Origin of the sequence: Pseudomonas sp. MF5691 (genome assembly GCF_016405645.1) — a bacterium.
Lineage (GTDB): Bacteria > Pseudomonadota > Gammaproteobacteria > Pseudomonadales > Pseudomonadaceae > Aquipseudomonas > Aquipseudomonas shahriarae.
The window spans coordinates 1-18,627 of record NZ_JAEKDC010000024.1; the positions used below are offsets into that span (position 1 = coordinate 1).

General features: G+C 61.6%; 8 protein-coding genes. 1 reads left to right on the top strand and 7 read right to left on the bottom strand.

Going from position 1 to position 18,627, the window contains the following annotated elements; translation table 11 throughout:
- The 6 genes from JFT44_RS24095 to pvdM all read right to left on the bottom strand — a co-directional run.
- A partial coding sequence (locus tag JFT44_RS24095; protein ID WP_198831311.1) for a condensation domain-containing protein occupies positions 1 to 1,921 on the bottom strand: 1,921 nt, incomplete at its 3' end.
- On the bottom strand, positions 1,922 to 9,799 hold the full coding sequence (locus tag JFT44_RS24100) for a non-ribosomal peptide synthetase (RefSeq protein WP_198831312.1): 7,878 nt from the start codon (positions 9,797 to 9,799) through the stop codon (positions 1,922 to 1,924).
- 130 nt (positions 9,800 to 9,929) lie between these two features.
- Positions 9,930 to 11,579, bottom strand: a complete 1,650-nt coding sequence (locus JFT44_RS24105; RefSeq protein ID WP_057959172.1) for a cyclic peptide export ABC transporter — start codon at positions 11,577 to 11,579, stop codon at positions 9,930 to 9,932.
- 138 nt (positions 11,580 to 11,717) lie between these two features.
- Positions 11,718 to 12,596 carry a formylglycine-generating enzyme family protein gene (locus tag JFT44_RS24110; RefSeq protein ID WP_057959173.1) on the bottom strand — a complete coding sequence of 293 codons (879 nt, stop codon included), beginning with the start codon at positions 12,594 to 12,596 and terminating at the stop codon, positions 11,718 to 11,720.
- Between the two features lie 30 nt (positions 12,597 to 12,626).
- Positions 12,627 to 13,898, bottom strand: coding sequence for an aminotransferase class V-fold PLP-dependent enzyme (locus tag JFT44_RS24115; RefSeq protein WP_057959174.1), 1,272 nt, complete (start codon positions 13,896 to 13,898; stop codon positions 12,627 to 12,629).
- Positions 13,895 to 15,256 (bottom strand): pyoverdine-tailoring dipeptidase-like protein PvdM, encoded by a 1,362-nt coding sequence (gene pvdM / locus JFT44_RS24120; RefSeq protein WP_057959175.1) that lies wholly within the window; start codon positions 15,254 to 15,256, stop codon positions 13,895 to 13,897. The genes JFT44_RS24115 and pvdM overlap by 4 nt, the downstream gene beginning before the upstream one ends.
- A gap of 263 nt (positions 15,257 to 15,519) precedes the next feature.
- On the opposite strand from pvdM, the gene JFT44_RS24125 reads away from it, so the two are divergent.
- Positions 15,520 to 17,148 carry a hypothetical protein gene (locus JFT44_RS24125; RefSeq protein WP_057959176.1) on the top strand — a complete coding sequence of 543 codons (1,629 nt, stop codon included), beginning with the start codon at positions 15,520 to 15,522 and terminating at the stop codon, positions 17,146 to 17,148.
- A gap of 71 nt (positions 17,149 to 17,219) precedes the next feature.
- Here JFT44_RS24125 and JFT44_RS24130 read toward each other — a convergent pair whose 3' ends face one another.
- Positions 17,220 to 18,626: an efflux transporter outer membrane subunit gene (locus JFT44_RS24130; protein ID WP_057959177.1), complete on the bottom strand. Its 1,407-nt coding sequence runs from the start codon at positions 18,624 to 18,626 to the stop codon at positions 17,220 to 17,222.
- Position 18,627: the final 1 nt, after the last annotated feature.

Below are 18,627 nucleotides of genomic sequence, written 5' to 3' on the forward strand. Positions count from 1 at the left end.
AGCCATCGAGCCACGCATCCGGTTGGTCCAGGGCCAGGGCACTGACCCCGGCCGGGATCGGCAAGCGCGCCAGCAACGGTGCCTGGGTCAGCAGCAGGGCCAGGCCGCTGTCTTGCATCATGTAGGCTAGGCGTTCCTCGGGGTACGCCGGGTCCAGTGGCACATAGGCGCCACCGGCCTTGAGAATCGCCAGCAGCCCGACCACCAGGTCAACGCTGCGTTGCACCGCAATCCCCACCAGTACATCCGGGCCGACACCGGCCTCGATCAGTCGATGGGCCAGGCGGTTGGCCTGCTGGTTGAGTCGGGCAAAGGTCAATGACTGGGTGTCGAAGACCAACGCCACGGCATCCGGGGTGCGGGCGGCCTGGGCTTCGATCAGGTGGTGGATGGCACTGTCGCGAGGGTAGTCGGCAGTGCTGGCGTTCCAATCTCGTAGGATCTGCTGTCTTTCCATATCACTGAGCAGCGACATACTGTTGATTGGCTGCTGTGGCGCTGCAATGCAGTGTTCCAGCAAGTTCAGCCAATGTTTCCCAAAGCGCTCAATGGTGCTGGCGTCAAACAGGTCGGTGGCATAGTTCAGCGTTGCAGACAGACCCTGTGCTGATTCAAAGGTGTTGAGGGTCAGGTCGAATTGAGCGGTATGGTGTTCTCTGCTCAGACTCTCGACGTGCAAGGCGGAAGGTGATGACGGCTGGCCGGCTGAGGCGCCCTGGTGTTCGCTGAGGTGGTTGAACATCATCTGGAACAAAGGGTTGAGGCTCAGGTTACGTTCCGGCTGCAGGGCTTCGACCAGTTGCTCGAAGGGCAGGTCCTGGTGGGCTTGGGCTTGCAGCGCAGTTTGCTTGACCTGTGCCAACAGTTCGCTGAAGGACAGCGGTTCATCGAAGCGTGCCCTGAGCACTTGGGTGTTAACAAAAAAGCCCAGCAAACGCTCGGTTTCTACCCGGTTGCGATTGGCCACAGGCACGCCGACACGAATGTCGGCCTGACGGCTGTAATGGTGCAAAAGTGCCTGGAACGAGGCGAGCAGCAGCATGAACAGTGTCACATTGCTCTGCTGGGCAAGCTGCTTGAGTTTTTGTGCCAGCGCCGGGGGAACCGTGACCGTGATGTTCGCCCCACGATAGCTCTGCACGGCAGGTCGCGAACGATCTGTGGGCAACTCCAGGACCGGCTGTTCGCCGCCCAGTTGGCCCTTCCAGTAAGCCAGCTGGCGTTCACTTTCCCCTGCCTCCATCCAGCGGCGCTGCCAGATCGAATAATCGGTGTATTGAATCGGCAGTGCTTGCAGCTCGACGGATAGGCCCTGGGAATAGCCACCATATAGTTGAACCAGTTCCTGGACCATCATGTGCATTGACCAATCATCGGAGACAATATGATGCTGGACCAGCAGCAGGACATGATCCTCTTCAGAAATGCGTAGTAACTTCACCCGCAGTAACTGATCACGGCGCAGGTCGAAGGGTTGACGGCTCTGCTGTTCAACGAAGTCCTTGATAAAACTATCTGTGGCGCCGTTCTTGCTAATGACGTCGAGGAACAGGCCGCTCAGGGGGTCGATCACCTGTATCACGCCTTGAGGTTCTTCGACAAATCGGGTGCGCAAGCTTTGGTGGCGTTCGATCAGGGTATCGAAGCTGCGTTGCAATGCATCGACGTCCAGTGGTCCCCGCAACCGCAGTGCGGTTGGCAGGTTATAGGCGGCGCTGGCAGGATCGAGCAACCACAGAAACCACTGGCGCTCCTGGGCAAACGACAAGGGTATTTGCGCAAAGAAATGCCGGGTTTGTGGGATCGGCAAGCGCGACAAGCTCATGCCCTTGGCGCTCATTTGCTCATAGAGGGTTTTGCGCTGGGTAACTGGCAACTTGATAAAGCGGTCTATCAAGTCATTCAGGGCGTTGGATTGCATTTATTGGGTCTCCAGCACATCGAGCAGATCAAACAGATCATTCAATGAGTCATCAGGGGCTTGTTCGCCAGCGGGCTCGATACGGGATGCATAGTCTTGCAGCGAGGCACTTTCGAAAATCGTGGCCAGTGGTACCTCAATACCCAGGTGCAGGTGCACGCGGGACGTCACCTGCGTGGCCAGCAGCGAATTGCCACCAAGGGCGAAGAAGTTGTCATCCAGGCCAATACGCTGGGTTTTCAGCACTGCTCGCCAGATATCGGCAATGTCGCTCTGCAACCCGCTTTGCGGTTCACGGTGTTCCTGGGCTTCGCTTTGCACGTCTACGCAGGCCAGAGCCTTGCGGTCGAGCTTGCCGTTGGGGTTGCGTGGCATCTGCTCCAGCACATGCACCTGGGCAGGAATCATGTAGGCCGGCAGGCGGGCCTTGAGGAAGGCCCGCAGCGCATCGATGCCTGAGTGAGTGTCACCTTCTTCCAGGGTCAGATAGGCAATCAACTGCTTGCCCAGCGGGTTCTCGCCGACCAGTACGGCCGCTTCGCGAACCCCGGGGAACAGCGCGATTTGCGCCTCGATCTCGCCCAGCTCTATACGGAATCCGTAGATTTTTACCTGCTGGTCCACACGCCCCAGGTACTCCAGGGCGCCGTCTTCCTTGCGTCGGCGCGCCAGGTCACCGCTCTTGTACAACCGCTCGCCCGGTATCAGGGCAAAGGGGTTGGGCACAAAGCTGGCGGCGGTGCGCACCGGGTCACCACAGTAGCCGCGCCCTACGCCGACGCCGGCAATGCAGATTTCACCCGTTGCCCCGGTGGGGATCGGCGACAGGTCGTCGTCCAGCACATACAGACGATTATTATCGGTTGGGTAACCGATCGGGATGTAGGTGCGTTGAGTCGAGGCCGGGTCGATGTTGTAGAACGCCACATCATCAGAACACTCAGCCGGCCCGTAGGCGTTGACCAGCTTGATGGCCGGGTAGCGTGCCAGCCAGTCGGCGGCAGTTTCTGCCGGCAGCGCTTCGCCCGTTGGTAGTAGCCAGCGCAGGTCGGGAAGGTCGCTGTGTTGTTCGATTAGCAGCGCCTGGATCAGCGCCGGGACAATTTCCAGCACGGTAATACGTTGTTCTTCAACGTGCTTGAGCAGAGCCTGAGGGTTCTTCGAAATGTCGTCAGCAAAAATACATACCTTGGCGCCGCACAGCAGTGCGGTGAGGAACTGCCAGACAGAAATATCGAACGACTGGGAAGCGGTCTGCGCGATGATGTCCTGCTCGGTCAGTTGCAGGTAAGGCACTTTGCTCAACTGATTGTTGAGCATGCCGGCCTGTTCCACCATGACCCCCTTGGGCTGCCCGGTGGAGCCTGAAGTGAAAATCACATAAGCCAGGTTGTTCGGGCCGCTGTAGCGTCCTGGGCGTTGCCGGTTGGCCAAATCAGGCGGCAGATCTTCCCAGACCAGCAGGCCCACGCTATGTTCGGGGGCGCTGATGGCCAGTTCGCCAAGCAGCATCTGGGCCTGCTCGCGGTACTTGGCCGTGCAGACCAATAGTGGCGTCTTGCTAAGGCGCAGGACGCTCTTGATCCGTTCGCCAGGATGGCTTGGGTCCAACGGAAGATATCCTGCGCCGGCCTTGAAGGTGCCGACAATCATTGCCAGCAGCTCCAGGTCGCGGTCGGCCAGCAGGGCCACGGGTTGGTCCAGGCCCACGCCGCGCTCGATCAAGCGATGGCCGAGGATGTTCGCCTCATGGTCGAGTTGCTCGTAGGTCCAGGCACGGTCCTGGCAAACCGCTGCCACGCGTTGCGGGCTGGCATCGACGTGCTGTTCGAACTGCTCGACAAATGAGCGCTGCAGATCGTGGGGCACCTGCGATTGATTGTGTTCAAGGGCCCACTCACTTAGACGTTCCGGAGCCACCAGAGTGATCTGGGCCAACGGTTGGTGCAGGTGATGACGTAGGGCGATCAGCCATTGCTTGAACTCTTCGAGCAAGCTGTCCATGGTCGACTGCTCGAAAAAGCGGGTGTCGTATGACAGATGCAGGCCAATCTTGTCGCTTGGGTAGACCACCACGGTCACCGGATAATTAGTGTGGGTCCGCGAAGATTCGGAGATTACGCCCATGTCCTGAGCGTCCTGGCCGACGGAGTCTTCCATCGGCGCGTTTTCGTAGACGAAGAGGCTGTTGAACAGCGGCTGGCCTTTGAGGATCTGGCTACACTCCTGAATGTTGACCAGGGGCAGATAGTCATATTCACGCACTGACACGTTCTTGTGCAGGATGGTTTGCAGCCAGGCGAGGGTGCTGAGTTGACTGTCCGGGGTGGGGATAGCGACCCGCAACGGTACGCTGTTGATAAACAGCCCTACGGTATTTTGCATCTCGGGAATATGCGCTGGGCGACCGGAAACCGTAACACCGAACACTACGTCCCGCGAGCGACTGTGGTTATGCAGGGTCAAGGCCCAGGCAGCCTGGACGAAGGTGTTGAGCGTGAGGTGGTGGCGCGTCGCGGCCTCTTGCAGTGCGGTGCTGTCTTGCTGGCTGAGCCAGGTGTAGTTGTCGCCAATCACCGACACCGAGTGCGCAGGCACTTGCGGATGATCCACCGGGAGTGACGTGGTGTGCTCCAGGCCTTCCAGTTGATCTTGCCAGAACGTCGTGGCGGCGGTGCGATCCTGTTGTTGCAACCACTGGATAAAGTCGCGGAAGCGGTAGGGCGTGGCGAGCTCACAGGGTTTACCCGCCAACATGGCGTGGTAGATCTCGAAGAAGTCCGACATCAGCAACGAGCGGCACCAGGCATCTAGCAGGATATGGTGGTTGCTCATGACAAACCGGTGGGAGTGGTCGGCCAGCAGGATCAGCTTGAAGCGGATCGGAGGCTGCAAGGCTAGATCGAAGCCGGCTTCCCGCTCTACCTTGAGCAAGTGTTCGATCTGTGCTTGTACCCGGTCCATCGGCACATGGCTCAAGTCCAGCCGTTCGACCTGCACGTTGCTGTTTTTGTGGATGACTTGCAGCAGCGTGCCGCCGGTATTCCACAGGAATGACGCCCGAATCGCTTCATAGCGTTTTACCACCTGCTGCCAGGCCGCCTCGAAGCGCGGATAGTCCAGCGTTTCCTTGATGGTGTAGCACTCTTGCATGAAGTAAATGCCGGAGTTTTTTTCCAGTAACGTGTGCACCAGCAAGCCTTCCTGCATCGGCGACAACGGGTAAATGTCTTCGATCTGCTGGACCGGGATGCTCAGTGTGTCCAGTTGTGCCTGGCTCAACCCAGCCAATGGGAAGTCAGAGGGTGTTGCACCTTGGTGATCGGTATCGCAGCAATAGCCGATCAGTTGCTCGAGCGCATGCAGGCAGTTGTTGGCGAGGTTCTGGATGACTTCAACAGGGAAGACGTCGTCGCTGAACGTCCAGCTCATGCTCAACTGGCTGCCATAGACCTGGCTATTGATGGTCAGCCAGTTGCCCAAAGGCGTTTCGCTGCTTTTTTCGGCACCACGCTCCTCGCCAGTAGGCACAAACAGCGCGCCTTCGGCACTGTCGAAGCTACCGTCGAACTGGCCCAGGTAGTTGAAGGTAATACGTGGCACGGGCAATGCGCTCAGGCGTTCCCGAGTCTGAGCGTCACCCAGATAGCGTAGAACGCCAAATCCAATGCCTTTGTCAGGAATGGCCCGCAGTTGTTCCTTGACCTGTTTGATTGCTTCGCCCAAATCCGGATGGGCGCTCAACTTGACCGGGTACAGGCTGGTGAACCAGCCGATGGTGCGGGTTAGGTCAATGTCATCGAACAGGGGTTCGCGGCCATGGCTTTCCAGTTGGATCAGCACGTTGTCGCGCGTGGTCCATTGGCTGACTGCACGGGTTAGGGCCGTCAGCAGCAGATCATTGATTTGTGTGCGATAGGCCGCGGGCGCGACTTGCAACAGTTGTTGGGTCAGGGTTTTGCTCAACAGGATATCGACAGTCGTTGACCGGCTATGCTGCTGGCTGCCGTCAGGATTGGATTGCGGCAGGTCGTGGCTGGCGGCGTCCAGTTGCTGTTCCCAGTACATCAGTTCCTGTTGCAACTCGGCACTCTGCCCATAGCCCCGCAACCTTTCGCCCCATGTCTTATACGCACTGGTCTTCTCCGGCAATTCAATCGCCTGGCCCGCCTGCACTTGCCGGTACACGGTTTGCAAATCATCAAACAAAATCCGCCACGACACGCCATCCACCACCAAGTGATGAATCGCCAGCAGCAAGCGCTGGCTACCGTCACCCAGGCTGACCAGCACCGCGCGCAGCAGCGGCCCGTCTTGCAGGTTGAGGCTGCGTTGGGCTTCGTCGCCCAAAGATTGCAGTTGCGTTGTGTCCTCAATCCGGGTCTGCCACAACACCGACGCCGTGGCCGGGCGGTATTCGGCGTTCCAGCCAGAATCAGCCTGAGTGAAGCTCAGGCGCAGGGCGTCGTGGTGTTGGATGAGGGCGTTGAGGGCCTGTTCCAGCAGGTGCGGGTCCAGGGCCGTGGCGGGCTTGAGCAGTACCGATTGATTCCAGTGGTGGCGCTCGGGGATCTCGGTATCGAAGAACAGGTGTTGGATCGGCAGCAGTGGTGCGCTGCCGGTGACCGGACCTTGATCGATCGCGAGGCCCTGGCCGTGGGTTTTCGCCACGCTGGCCAGGCCCTGGATGGTCTGGTGCTGGAACAGGTCCTTGGGGGTGAAGTGGATGCCGGCCTGGCGGGCGCGGCTGACCACCTGAATGGAGATGATCGAGTCGCCGCCCAGTTCGAAGAAGTTGTCGTTCAGGCCGATTTTTGCAAGTTTGAGCACGTCTTGCCAAATGGCTGCGATGCGTTGTTGCAGATCGTTTTGCGGGGCCACGTAGGCGTGCAGGGCCTGGCTCGCGTCGGGGGCGGGCAGGGCCTTGCGGTCGAGTTTGCCGTTGGGGGTCAGGGGCAGTTGCGCCAGGATCAGCAAATGACCTGGGACCATATAGTCTGGCAGCTGTTCGCCGAGCCAGGCTTTTAAGACCTCGCGCAAGGCGTCCTGGCGGTTAATGTCTGTTGCCGGTTCCGTCGGCACCACATAACCCACTAACTGCGCGCCGCCCGGGGTTGGGTGGGCGATGACCACGGCTTCGCGCGCCGCCTTGTGTTGCAGCAGTTGCGCTTCAATCTCTCCCAGTTCGATACGCAGGCCGCGGATTTTTACCTGATGGTCGATACGCCCGATGTAGTCGATGACCCCATCGGCACGGTAGCGCGTCAGGTCGCCGCTGCGATACAGGCGTGCGCCATTGCCTGCAAACGGATCGGGAATAAAGCGTTCGGCGGTCAGTCCCGGGCGCTGGTGGTAGCCCTGTGCCAGGGAGTCGCCGCCGATCAGCAGTTCGGCGCTGGTGCCCACCGGGCACAGCTGCAGGTCGTGGTCGAGCAGGTAGGTACGCACGTTGGCGAGGGGGCGGCCGATAGGGGCGATGGCGCCTTCGGGCAGGCTGGCGACATCAAAGAAGGTGGTGTCGATAGTGGCTTCGGTTGGGCCATAAAGGTTGCACAGGCGGCCGTTCCAGCGTTCGCGCAATTGTGCGACCAGCGGAGTACCCAAGGCTTCGCCGCCCAGCAGCAGCAAGCGCAGGGATTGCATCTGCGCGCCCTGTTCGTCGACGAGCAAGGCTTGCAGCAGGGAAGGGGCCATTTGCAGCACGCTGATGCGCTGGGCGGCTACTTCCGACCACAGCACTGACAAATCGTCGGACAACTCGCGGGAGGCGAGGACCAACTGCGCACCGTTGAGCAAGGGCAACCAGAACTCCCACACCGAGGCGTCGAAGCTGAAGGCGGTTTTTTGCAAGACCCGGTCCGCAGCGTTCAGGCCCAATTCGCCCTGCATCCACAGCATATGATTGGTCAGAGCGCCGTGGCGCACCTGCACGCCCTTGGGCTGCCCGGTGGAGCCAGAGGTATAGATCATGTAGGCCAGATTTTCGGCGCTGACTGTTAGCTGCGGGTTGGCGCTGTCATAGCCTTCCAGCCAGTCGCTGTCCTGGTCCAGGCACAGGGACGGCAGGCTGTCCGGGGCGGGCAATGCCAGGCTGCTTTGGGTCAGCAGCAGGCCGATGCCGCTGTCGTTGATCATGTAGGCCAGGCGGTCAGCGGGGTAGGCCGGGTCCAGCGGTACATAGGCGCCGCCTGCCTTGAGCACGGCCAGCAGGGCGATGACCATTTCCAGGCTGCGCTCAAGGCCCAGGCCCACGCAGACGTTGGGGCCAACGCCCAGCTCCAGCAGCTTGTGAGCCAGTTGGTTGGCGCGACGGTTGAGCTGATCCAGGGTCAACTGCTGCTCGCCGAGCACCACAGCGGCGGCATGTGGCAGGCGTTCGGCTTGCTCCGCGACCAACACATGCACAGGGGCTGCGTTGAGGTAGTGGACGGCCGTGGTATTCCACTGCCCCAACTGCCGCTCACGCTCCTCATCACTGAGCATCGCAAGCTCGCCGATCAGTGCCTGCGGTTGCTCAACCATGGCTTGCAACAGGTTCTGCCAGTGCCCGGCCAGAGTGGCGATGGTCGCCGGGGTGAAGCACCCGGCGTCATAGTCGAAATGCGCGGTGATCTGCTGCTGGCTGTACTCCACGTCCAGCGACAGGTCGAACTTGGCCTGCAACGGGTGGCTGTCCATAAACGTCAGTTGCAACGGGCCCAGGTGCAGGGGCGCGTCCTGCGCGGCGCCGGCGCGCCAGTTGAACAGGGTCTGGAACAGCGGGTTGGCCTGGGGGCTGCGTTGCAGGTGGAGGTCTTCGAGGATCAGCTCGATGGGGTAGTCGGCATGTTCCAGGGCGGCGAGGGATTGCTGGCGCAGGGCCTGGAGGAACGCGCTGCACGATTGCTCGGGTGCCAGTCGCGCGCGATACACCTGGCTGCTGACGAAAAAGCCCACCAGGTCCTGGATCTGTGCCTGGTTGCGTGTGGCGTTGGGCACGCCGACGGTGAAGTCGGTCTGGCCGCTGTAGCGTCCCAGCAGCAATTGCCAGGTGCCGAGCAGTACTACGAACGGGGTCAGGCCCTGTTGCTGGCAAAAGCTCTGGAGCTGCTCGTTCAAGTATGCAGGCAGGGTGTGGGCATGATGGCCGGCACCTGCGTGGTTTTCCAGGCGCTCGCGAGGCAGTGTCAGGGCCGGGATATCATTGCCAAGGATGGCCTTCCAATACTGGGCGGCTGCGGCGTGTTGCGGTGTCAGCGGGTAGTCTTGGCGTTGCCACTGGGCGTAGTCGGCGTACTGGATGGACGGGCGCGGCAGGGCCCGGCCTGGTTGGCCAAGGGCGCTTGCCAGGTCGTGCATCAGGATCGGATTGGACCAGGCGTCCGAGACGATGTGATGCATATTGAGCAGCAGCACATAATCCTGCGTGGCGCGCTTGAGCAGGGTGCTACGAATCAGCGGCGCCTGGCTCAGGTCGAAGGGCTGGGTGGCGTGCTGGCGGATGCGATCTTGCACTTGCTGTTCGCGCTGGACGCTGTCCAGGGCGCTCAGGTCCTCTTCGAGCAGGTTCAGCTGTGCGCCCTGGTCGATGACTTGTAGGGGCGTGCCGTCGGTGTTGCGAAAGGCGGTACGCAGGATATCGTGGCGATTGATCACCTGGTTAAGGGCCGCTTCCAGGGCGCACGCGTCCACCGGTCCCTTGATGGCAATCGCCCGTGGCAGGTTATAGGCATGGCTTTGCGGATCGAACTGTTGCAGGAACCACAGACGCTGCTGGGCGAACGACAGCGGCACCGGATCACGCCCGGCGAGGCTCTGGATGGACTGCCCGGCGCCGGCTTCATCGGCCAGCAACAAGGCCAGCAGGTCGTCATCGGGAAGTTGGTTCAATTGGTTCATGATCGATCTCGTCGCCGTCGGCAGAGGAAATAAGCTGTGTCAGGAAGACGAAGTTCGATCAATGAGATTTAGGTGCAATAGCAGGCGGGGAGCGTTGTAGTAGCCGGCAAGCCGGCTGCTACAGGGGAGGTCAGGCGCAGGCTTTTTCAGTGATGACTCGGCCGGCCTGCATGCGTACCAGTTGGTCGGCGACGTCGAAGTAACGGTCGTCGTGGGAGATGACGATGATGGTCTTGCCCAGGCGCTTGAGGTCCGGCAGCAGCTCGGTGTAGAAAATCCGCCGGAAGGTCGGGTCCTGGTCCGCCGCCCACTCGTCGAACACCAGCACCGGGCGCTCGTCGAGCCAGGCGTTGACCAGGGCTAGACGCTTGCGTTGCCCGGTGGACAGGTCGGTGGTGGTGAACGCGCCGTCGCGCACGCTGACCTTGTGGGCGATTTCCAGGCGCTCCAGGTATTGAGTGGCGTCGTCGGGCAAGGCCTTGTCGTTCTGCACCAGGTCGTCGAACAGGAAGTAGTCGGCAAAAATCGTGGTGAACATCTGCCGGTAGTCATCCAGCCCCAGGGCGTCCACGGGCAGGCCGTTGAGACGGATTTCACCTTGCTGCGGGGTGTACAGGCCCAGTAGCAGCTTGATCAGGGTGGTCTTGCCGCAACCGTTTTCACCGACGATAAACAGAATTTCCCCAGGCTCGATGCTCAGGTTGACCGGCCCGAGCTTGAACGGCTCGCTGCCTTCGACCGTTGGGAAGGCGTACTGCACGTTGCGCAGTTCCAAGTGCTTCATCACGGGCACGGTTTTGTCGGCGTCATCGAGCAGCAGGTGTGGTTCCGGCGAGGAGAAACGCTCCGACAGGTCGGCAATGCGGCGGAAGGCAATTTGCGCGCGGCTGATGATCGGCAGGTTGCCGATCAGGTTTTCCAGCGGACCTTTCATGTACAGCAGCACCAGGACAAAGCCGCTCATCACCGCCGGGTCCGAACTGGGCCAGAATTGTTGCAGGGTCAGGGCCAGACCGATAACCACGAAAAACAGCATCGAGCCCAGGCTCTTGGCAATCACGAAGATATTGATCGAGCGGATGTGGGTGTCGCAGATTTTGTCGGCGGTGCCCTGGATATTACGGGTGTGCATGGCATGCCGACGTGGGCGGTGGATGCGCAGTTCCTTGGCACCCTCGGCAATCGCCGAATAGTGTTTTTGCAGGTTGTCTTCGGCGTCACGTGCCGCGTAGAACCCTTTGATGCCTTTGCTTTGAGCCACGTACTGCACCGCCGAACCAATGCCGATGGCCAGCAGGGTCATCAGGAAGATCGGCCAGGACAGCACCGCCAGATAGCCCAGGCAGCCCAGGATCACTGTGGTGGAAATCGCCAGCGGGGCGAAGGCGAAGGCAAAGTCGCTGATGGTGTCCACGTCGTGGGTCAGCACCGGGATCAGGCGGTGAGTGCGGTAGCGCTCGATCTGTTCGATGGGGGCGGCGAGCACTTTGGCGCCGAGGTCCTTGCGCAGTTTGGCAATCACCTTCTGACCGACGAAATTGGTGCCGATGTCGGCGCCGATACTGCTGAGCAGGGCCAGTAGGCACAGCCCGGCGAAGGCCAGCACCACGCCGGTGCCCATGCCGTCGGCGCTGTGCAGGCCGCGGTTGACCGTGGCCAGCAGCGCCGTGACGCTAAGGCCGCCGATGATGCCCAGCGTGATGGAAGAAATAACAATCCGCCGATAGGGCTTGAGCAGGCTCAAGAGTTCTCGAATGGCGCTGCGCGGTGCTGCGGTCATGAAACTACCTCGATCGCGACGTGGCTACGTGCTGTGGGCAAGTGAAGGCCTGCGCGCGGAGGTTTACCGTTGGCAGGCCGATAGTAGGAGGACGAGTCGGGCGGGGCGCGATTTAGCCGCGTCCCGAGGTGCGTAGGCTCAGAGATCCCGTGCCACGCGAAAGCCCAGCCAGTCGCCGCGCACGTTGGAGTTGAGGCTGTTGCGGTTGCCGGAGCGGGAAAACACCGGCGCTTCGCCCCAGTCGTTGCCGCGAATCTGCCGCACTTCGCACTGCCCGGTCAGCCAGGCGCTGCCATCGCTGGGCGCACCGACATAGCTGTCGTTTTCACAGTCTTCGACCCATTCGTAGACGTTGCCATGCATGTCATACACGCCGAACGCATTGGGCGCATAGCTGCCGGCCGGTGCGGTATAGCTGTAGCCATCCGCCGGCCCGTAGGTATTGGCGTGCTTGGCGATGCTGTATTCCTTACCCTCATCGAATGGAAATGGGAACGGGCCGGAGGTGCCGCCACGGGCGGCGTATTCACGCAGGGACTCGCTGACCATGCGGTACTGCTTGCCGGTTTTCTTCGACAGCCAGGCGACATAGGCATTGGCTTCTGCAAAGTCCATGCACACTGCCGGATGTTTGGGGCTTGTCTTGTAGGTGGGTTTGCCGGCCGTGCATTTGCGCCCTGGACGGTCGTCGCCGTCGGGCATCTTGTAGCCGGTTTCTTGTACGTAACGGTCCCATTCGCCGGCCAGCACCTGGAAGCGGCTGATGGCCACGGGTTTGGCGAAGGTCACGTCATGGATCGGCCCTTCATCGGGCTGGCGACCGACCTCATCATCCGGGGTGCCCATTTTGAACGTGCCGGTGGGCAGCACCACCATTTCCGGGCAGTTTTTGCAGTCCTTGAACACGGTGCCGGGCTTGGGCGGTGTCGCGGCTTGGGCGGATGGCAACAGGCAGGCCATCAATGCCGTCAGGGCCAGGGATTTGAGGAGCGTCGGGGTGAGCGGTTCATCGTTCATGAGTCGTCTCTTGGGCAAGAAAAAAGGGTGTCAGAGGGCTTTGTCGAGCAGGACCAGGAAGCGGTCGACTTCATCTTCGGTATTGAGCAAGCCGGGTGCGGTGCGCACCACCGGGCCGACGTCGCGGTTCACTGCGTCGCTGACCACACGGTTGCGCATCAGGTAGGCGGCCACCTTGTCACTGTCCTGGCCCTTGACCCGAAAGAAGCTGAAGCCGGCTGAGAGCTGCGGGTTGTACGGGGTGACCAGCTCGATGTTCGGTCGCGCTTGCAGGCGGTCCTTGAGGTAGGTGTTGAGGCTGTGGATACGCTGCTGAACCTGGGCCTTGCCCAGCTGCAGGTGCAGCTTGAAGGCCTCGTCCAGCGCCCAGCGGTGTTCATAGGCGTGATAGCCACCGGGGGAGAACGAGGTGGCGAAATCACTGTCTTCGGAGAAGGTCGGCACGCAGGGGGTGAGGGTGGTCACCTGCTCTGACGCGGCGCATACCAGGCCGGTGCCGCGTGGGCCGAACATCCATTTATGGGTGCCGGCGATAAAGAAATCGCAGTGCATGTCGGGGAAGGCCAGGTCTTCGACGCCAAAGCCATGCACGCCATCGACTACGTAGAGAATGCGGTCTTTTTCTTCGCGCCCCTGGTTGTGGCGCTTGACCAGTTGGCCGATTTCGCCGATCGGCAGCTTCACGCCGCTGCCCGATTGCACCCAGGTCATACCCAGCACCCGAGTGTTGGGGCGGATATTGCGCTCGATGGCCGTTAGCACCTCATCGATCGACACTTGATTGGCGTTGGCGAACAGCTTGATCTTGCGCACCTGAGTGCCGTCGCGCCGGGTGCGGAACCCCAGGATGCTGTCGGTGGAAAAATGCTCGTGCTCGGTGGTGAGAATCTCCTGGTCGGGCCGCACATGGATGCCGCCGTAGATCATCGCCAAGCCCTCGGTGGTGCTGCCGGTGAGGGCGATCTGGCCGGGTTTGGCTTGCAGGTAACGACCTGCCCATTCGCGCACCTGGCGTTCGCGTTTCCAGGGTTCCTGCAGGTCCCAGTCCATGGTCAGGCCGGGGTTGCGGTCAATGGCGGCGCGGTGCCGTTCGATGGCCTCGCGCACGGGCCTTGGGTGTGAGGTGATCAGGAAGTTGGAGAAGTGGATGTAGCTTGGGTCCTGGTCGAACAGGTGGCGCATGCCCGTCCATTTGTCTGCGGGTGCCGGGATGGGGGCTGCCTGGGCCTCAAGGCCGGCCCCCAACGGCAGGCTGGCGGCGAGGATGCCGGCCTGCTTGAGAAAGGTACGGCGGTCGGTCATGGCGTCGGCTCGCTTGGCAAGACGCCAGGTTTGGCGGATTTTTGCGTCTGCTCCCACACCCGCAGGAAATTGCCGCCCCACAGCTTGGCGATATCGGCTTCGGAGTAACCGCGGGTGATCAGTTCGGCGGTCACGTTGCGTACTTCGCTGACATCGTTCCAGCCTTTGACGCCGCCGCCTTCGTTGAAGTCCGAGGCAATGCCGACGTGGTCGATGCCGATTTTGCGCACGGTGTAGTCGATGGCATCCCCCAGGTCCTTGAGGCTGGCCTTGGGTTCCTCTTCGAGAATGGCGTAGAGCTCGCTGGCGTATTCACCGAACTTCTGTTCTGGCCAGGCGGCGATGATCGGATCCCCCGGCATCAATGCCATCGCCAGGTTGGGCAGTGGCGGTAGGTCGAAACGCGCGCGCAGTGCGTTGAGCTTGTCCTGGATCGGCTGGCTCAACGGTCGCAGGTAACCGCCGAAGGCCACCACTTGCACCACGCCGCCGCTGTTTTTGATCAGTTGCAGTTCTTTGTCGCTGAGGTTGCGTGGGATATCCACCGATGCGCGGGGCGCAGAGTGGGAAGCGACCATGGGGGTGCGGCTAAGCTGGGCGACTTGCTCGAGGGCGGTGGTCGACATTTGCGATACGTCGATGATCACGCCCAGGTCGTTCAGGCGCTGTACGGCTTGCTTGCCGATATCCGAAAGGCCGCCGAGGGCGTCCGGTGAATCGTTGAAAAACGGCAGTGGGCGCGAAGAGTCCGACCAGCTGTTGTTGCCGATGTAGCTGAAGCCGAACATGCGCATGCCGCGTGCGGTCCACATGTCCAGCAGGTTCAGGTCATTGCCCAGCGGGTAGGCGTTGAGCATGCTGATAAAAATCGCAAACTTGCCTTCGCCATGCAGGCGGCGAAAATCGGCGGGGGTATAGGCAATGCCGACCTGGTTGGGAAAGTCGCGGACCATACCGGCGATGATCTTGTAGCGCACCTCTTGCTGATGCCGGGCCTCGTCGACAAAGCCTGCGGTCGGTTTGTGGGGCGCGTTGGCGCCGTTCCACAGTTCGGGCCAGCCGAAAATCGTCAGCGCCGCCCCCGACAGGCGTCCGCGACTGGCCTTGGCCAGGTCGAACTGGCCGCTGCCGTCCTTGTCCGCTTCATGGCCTGCGGTGCCGAAGTCCAGGGGCACGGTGATATGGCTGTCGAACGAGATCAACCGATCTTGCAGTTCATTGGCTTGCTTGATCACTTCCAGCGGGTAGCCGGCATTGCCGCGAAACCAGTGATCCCAGGCAAAGCCTGCGCCGGCAGCAATGGCCAGGGCCAAGGGCAGGCCGATGGATAGAGCCTTTTTCGAACGTGGTTTTGTCATTGCCATCTCAGTCGGTTCGCCTTTGAGGTGCAGGCGCAAGGGGCCTTTGCTATCTGGGAAGAACGAGTGATGGGCAGGGAAATTTAAGCGCGCCAACGATCACCTGCAGGAGCCGGCTTGCCGGCGATAGCGGTGGGTCAGGCAGTGATGCATCGACAGGAAGACCGCCATCGCCGGGCAGCTGGCGCCTACAGTAAATTTGCCACCCGGCTAAACGTTCTAGCTTGGATAAAGCCTGCTCCAAGGCTGACACAGGTAGGAACATGACGATTTCTCGACGAGGGTTTATCGCAGGCCTGGCGCTGACCGGCGCCGCCGTACCTGCGGCCTTTTATGCCCATCGTGAGTTGACGCGTGAGGAATTCCCCATCACGCCCGAAGAGGCCACGGTGGACCTGGCGGACACCGCCGGCCAGCAATTGGCGGACAGCCTGCGGGGTGTCTGGAGCCTGCGCCTGGAAGGGGCTGATGCCGGGCTGCAAGGCTTGCCCCTCGACGGCCTGGAACTGTTTCTTGATATTGCGCCGCGTGGCCGAGGCCTGCGTGGCTACCTGGATACGGCCGGGCAACTGCGCGCAGAGGGTGAGCCGCGCTATCAGGTGCTCGGCGACCTGGCGCCAGGCAATGCGGCGCTGCTGTACTGGCGCCTGATTGACCGCGACTCGCCAGACGGCAGGCCGGCCTATGAATTCAAGATGCGCCTGGACGAAGTCTGGGGCAGCTTCGGCAATGCCGGTAGCGGCACCCTTAGCGGGCAGATCCTCAGTCTCGACCGCCCGCTGGCGCTGCTGGAGCGGGACAACCGTTTTGTCGCTACCAAGCAGCTTTTTCCCGAAGCCCGCGAGCGTATCGGCCTGAACCCGACGCTGCTGGCGTGGTTGGTTGCGCCCGAGCACCGCCTGTTTCATCAGCTCTGGCACGCCTCGCGGGACCAGTGGCACAAGCTCCCTGAAGACAAGCGTAATGCCCTGCGCGGTATCGGCTGGCAGCCCGGGCCACGAGATAAAGAGCGCGACGCCCGTGGCCCGCGCAAGGACCGCAACGGTTCGGGGATCGACTTTTTCTTTATGCATCGGCACATGCTCGGTACTGCGCGCTCCATGCAGGACTTGCCGTCATGGCCACGTTTCCCTGGGCCGCAGCCGGCACTTGAGGCTGATCGCCGGGGTTTTGCGCGCTACTTCGACAATCACGATGGCTTTGCGCTGCCACCCACTTGGATGGCCAGCGGTGACGAGCAGTACACCCAGTGGGTCAGTGAGATCAAGGCGGCCGAGACTTATCACAGCAACTTCCAGGTGTGGGAGTCGCAATACCGTGACCCGCGTTACCTGGCCAAGTTGACTCTGGGTCAGTTCGGCTCGGAGCTTGAGTTGGGGTTGCACGATTGGTTGCATATGCGCTGGGCTTCGGTGCCGCGCGATCCTTCCAATGGTGCGCCCGTGCCATTTGCGCGAGATCCGGCGGACTTCGCGGCGCGTTGGTATGAGCCTGAGAATGACTTTTTGGGCGATCCGTTTTCCTCCCATGTGAACCCGGTGTTCTGGCATTTTCATGGTTGGATCGATGATCGGCTCGAGGACTGGTTTCGCGCCCATGAGCGCTTTCACCCGGGTGAACTGAGCCGCCTGGAGGTCAACGGTGTGCCGTGGTTTGCGCCGGGGCGCTGGGTCGAGGTGGGTGATCCGTGGCTGGGGCCGGACACCCATGGTTGCAGTACCACCCCGGGATTGCAGATGGGGCGCACCGTGGAGATGGATCCGGAAACCATGAAGCTGGCCTTGCGCATCACCTTTGGCGCTGATGATGACAAGTTACAGGACTTGTTCCGCAAGGTGCCGAAACGGCCGTGGTATGCGCGGCATTTGAAGGTCAGGGAGCGGATCATTTGACCGACGCGCCATCAACCTGAATGCACACTAAACCATGTGGGAGCTGGCAAGCCAGTTCCCACATTAGATCTTCATCGTTGAAGGTCGGGTGCCTGCCAGCCTCCACCCAGCGCCTTGTACAGCGCCACACTGGCCTCCAGCCGCGCCTGGCGCAGTTGCACGTTCAGGTCCTGGGCGGCATACAGTGTGCGCTGGGTTTCCAGCACCGTCAGCAAGTCTTCCGCGCCGGCCTCATAACGGCTTTGGGCGATGCGGAAGGCGGTCTGTGCCTGGCTCAACTCCTCACGCTGCCACTGGCGTTGTTCGTCGAGCTGGCGAATGCTGCTCAGGGCCTTTTCCACATCGGCAAAGCCATTGATGATCGCCCCGCGATAGGTGTGCAGCAATTCATCCTGGCGTGCCGTCGCTCTGTCGCGTTCGGCGCCGAGGCGACCGTTGTTGAAGATTGGCGCGACCAGCCCGCCCGCAAGGTTGTAGAACGGGTTGCGCAGCATATCGGCAGTGCGATTGGCGCCGGAGCCGAGGTTGGCGGTCAGGGTGACTGTGGGCAGCATGGCGGCGCGGGCGACGATGATGTCGGCCTGGGCCGCCGCCAGTTGTGCTTCGGCGCGGGCGATGTCCGGGCGACGGCTGAGCAGGTCGCTGGGTACTCCGGCGGCAATGCTGGGCCAGCGCAGTTGGTCAAAGGATTGATCGGTAAATTGCAGGGTCTGTACCGGTTGGCCGAGCAGGGCGGCCAGGCTGATCCGGGCGGCTTCGGTGCGTTGACGGACTTCTGGCAGCTGCCGTTGTTGCGCGGCGACCAGGCTCTTTTGCTGCGCAAGTTCCAGCTGGGTGGCAGAGCCGGCGTCATGGCGGGTCTGCACCAGTTTCAGGACGCTTTGCGCATTGGCCAGGTTCAGTTCGGCGATACGCTGTTGTTCATGCAGTGCCAGCAGTTGGGTGTAGGTCGTGGCCACGCCGCTTAGCAGGGTCAACTCCACCGTGGCGCGCTCGAATTCGCTGGCGCGCACGGCCAGTTCCGCGCTGTCGCGTGCAGCACGCTTGCCGCCCCAGAAGTCGATTTCGTAGGTGGCGGTGAGGTTTGTACTGAAGTAGTCCCCCGCGTCTTTGTTGCTGTTGCTCTGCGGTGGGTTGTTGCCCGTGCCACGCAGCTGTTTCTGCCGGCTGGCGTTGAGCCCGCCGGTGAGCGCGGGCAGCAAGGGCGCGCCGGCGACCACCGCGCTGGCCTGGGCCTGGCGTACCCGGGCCATGGCGCTGGCCAGGTCGTAACTGCCGGCGCGGGCCTGTTCGATCAATTGGTCGAGTTGCGGACTGGCAAATGCCGTCCACCATTGCTGGTTGACGTGCTGGGCCTGGGCCTTGCTCGCCGTGTCCCACGCGGGCGGTGGCTGCAAACCGCTCTCCGGGCGCTGCGCCGGGCTGCTGCACGCGGCCAGCAGCAGGCTGGCGGCAACGAGGGTCAAGTGCGCTTTCATA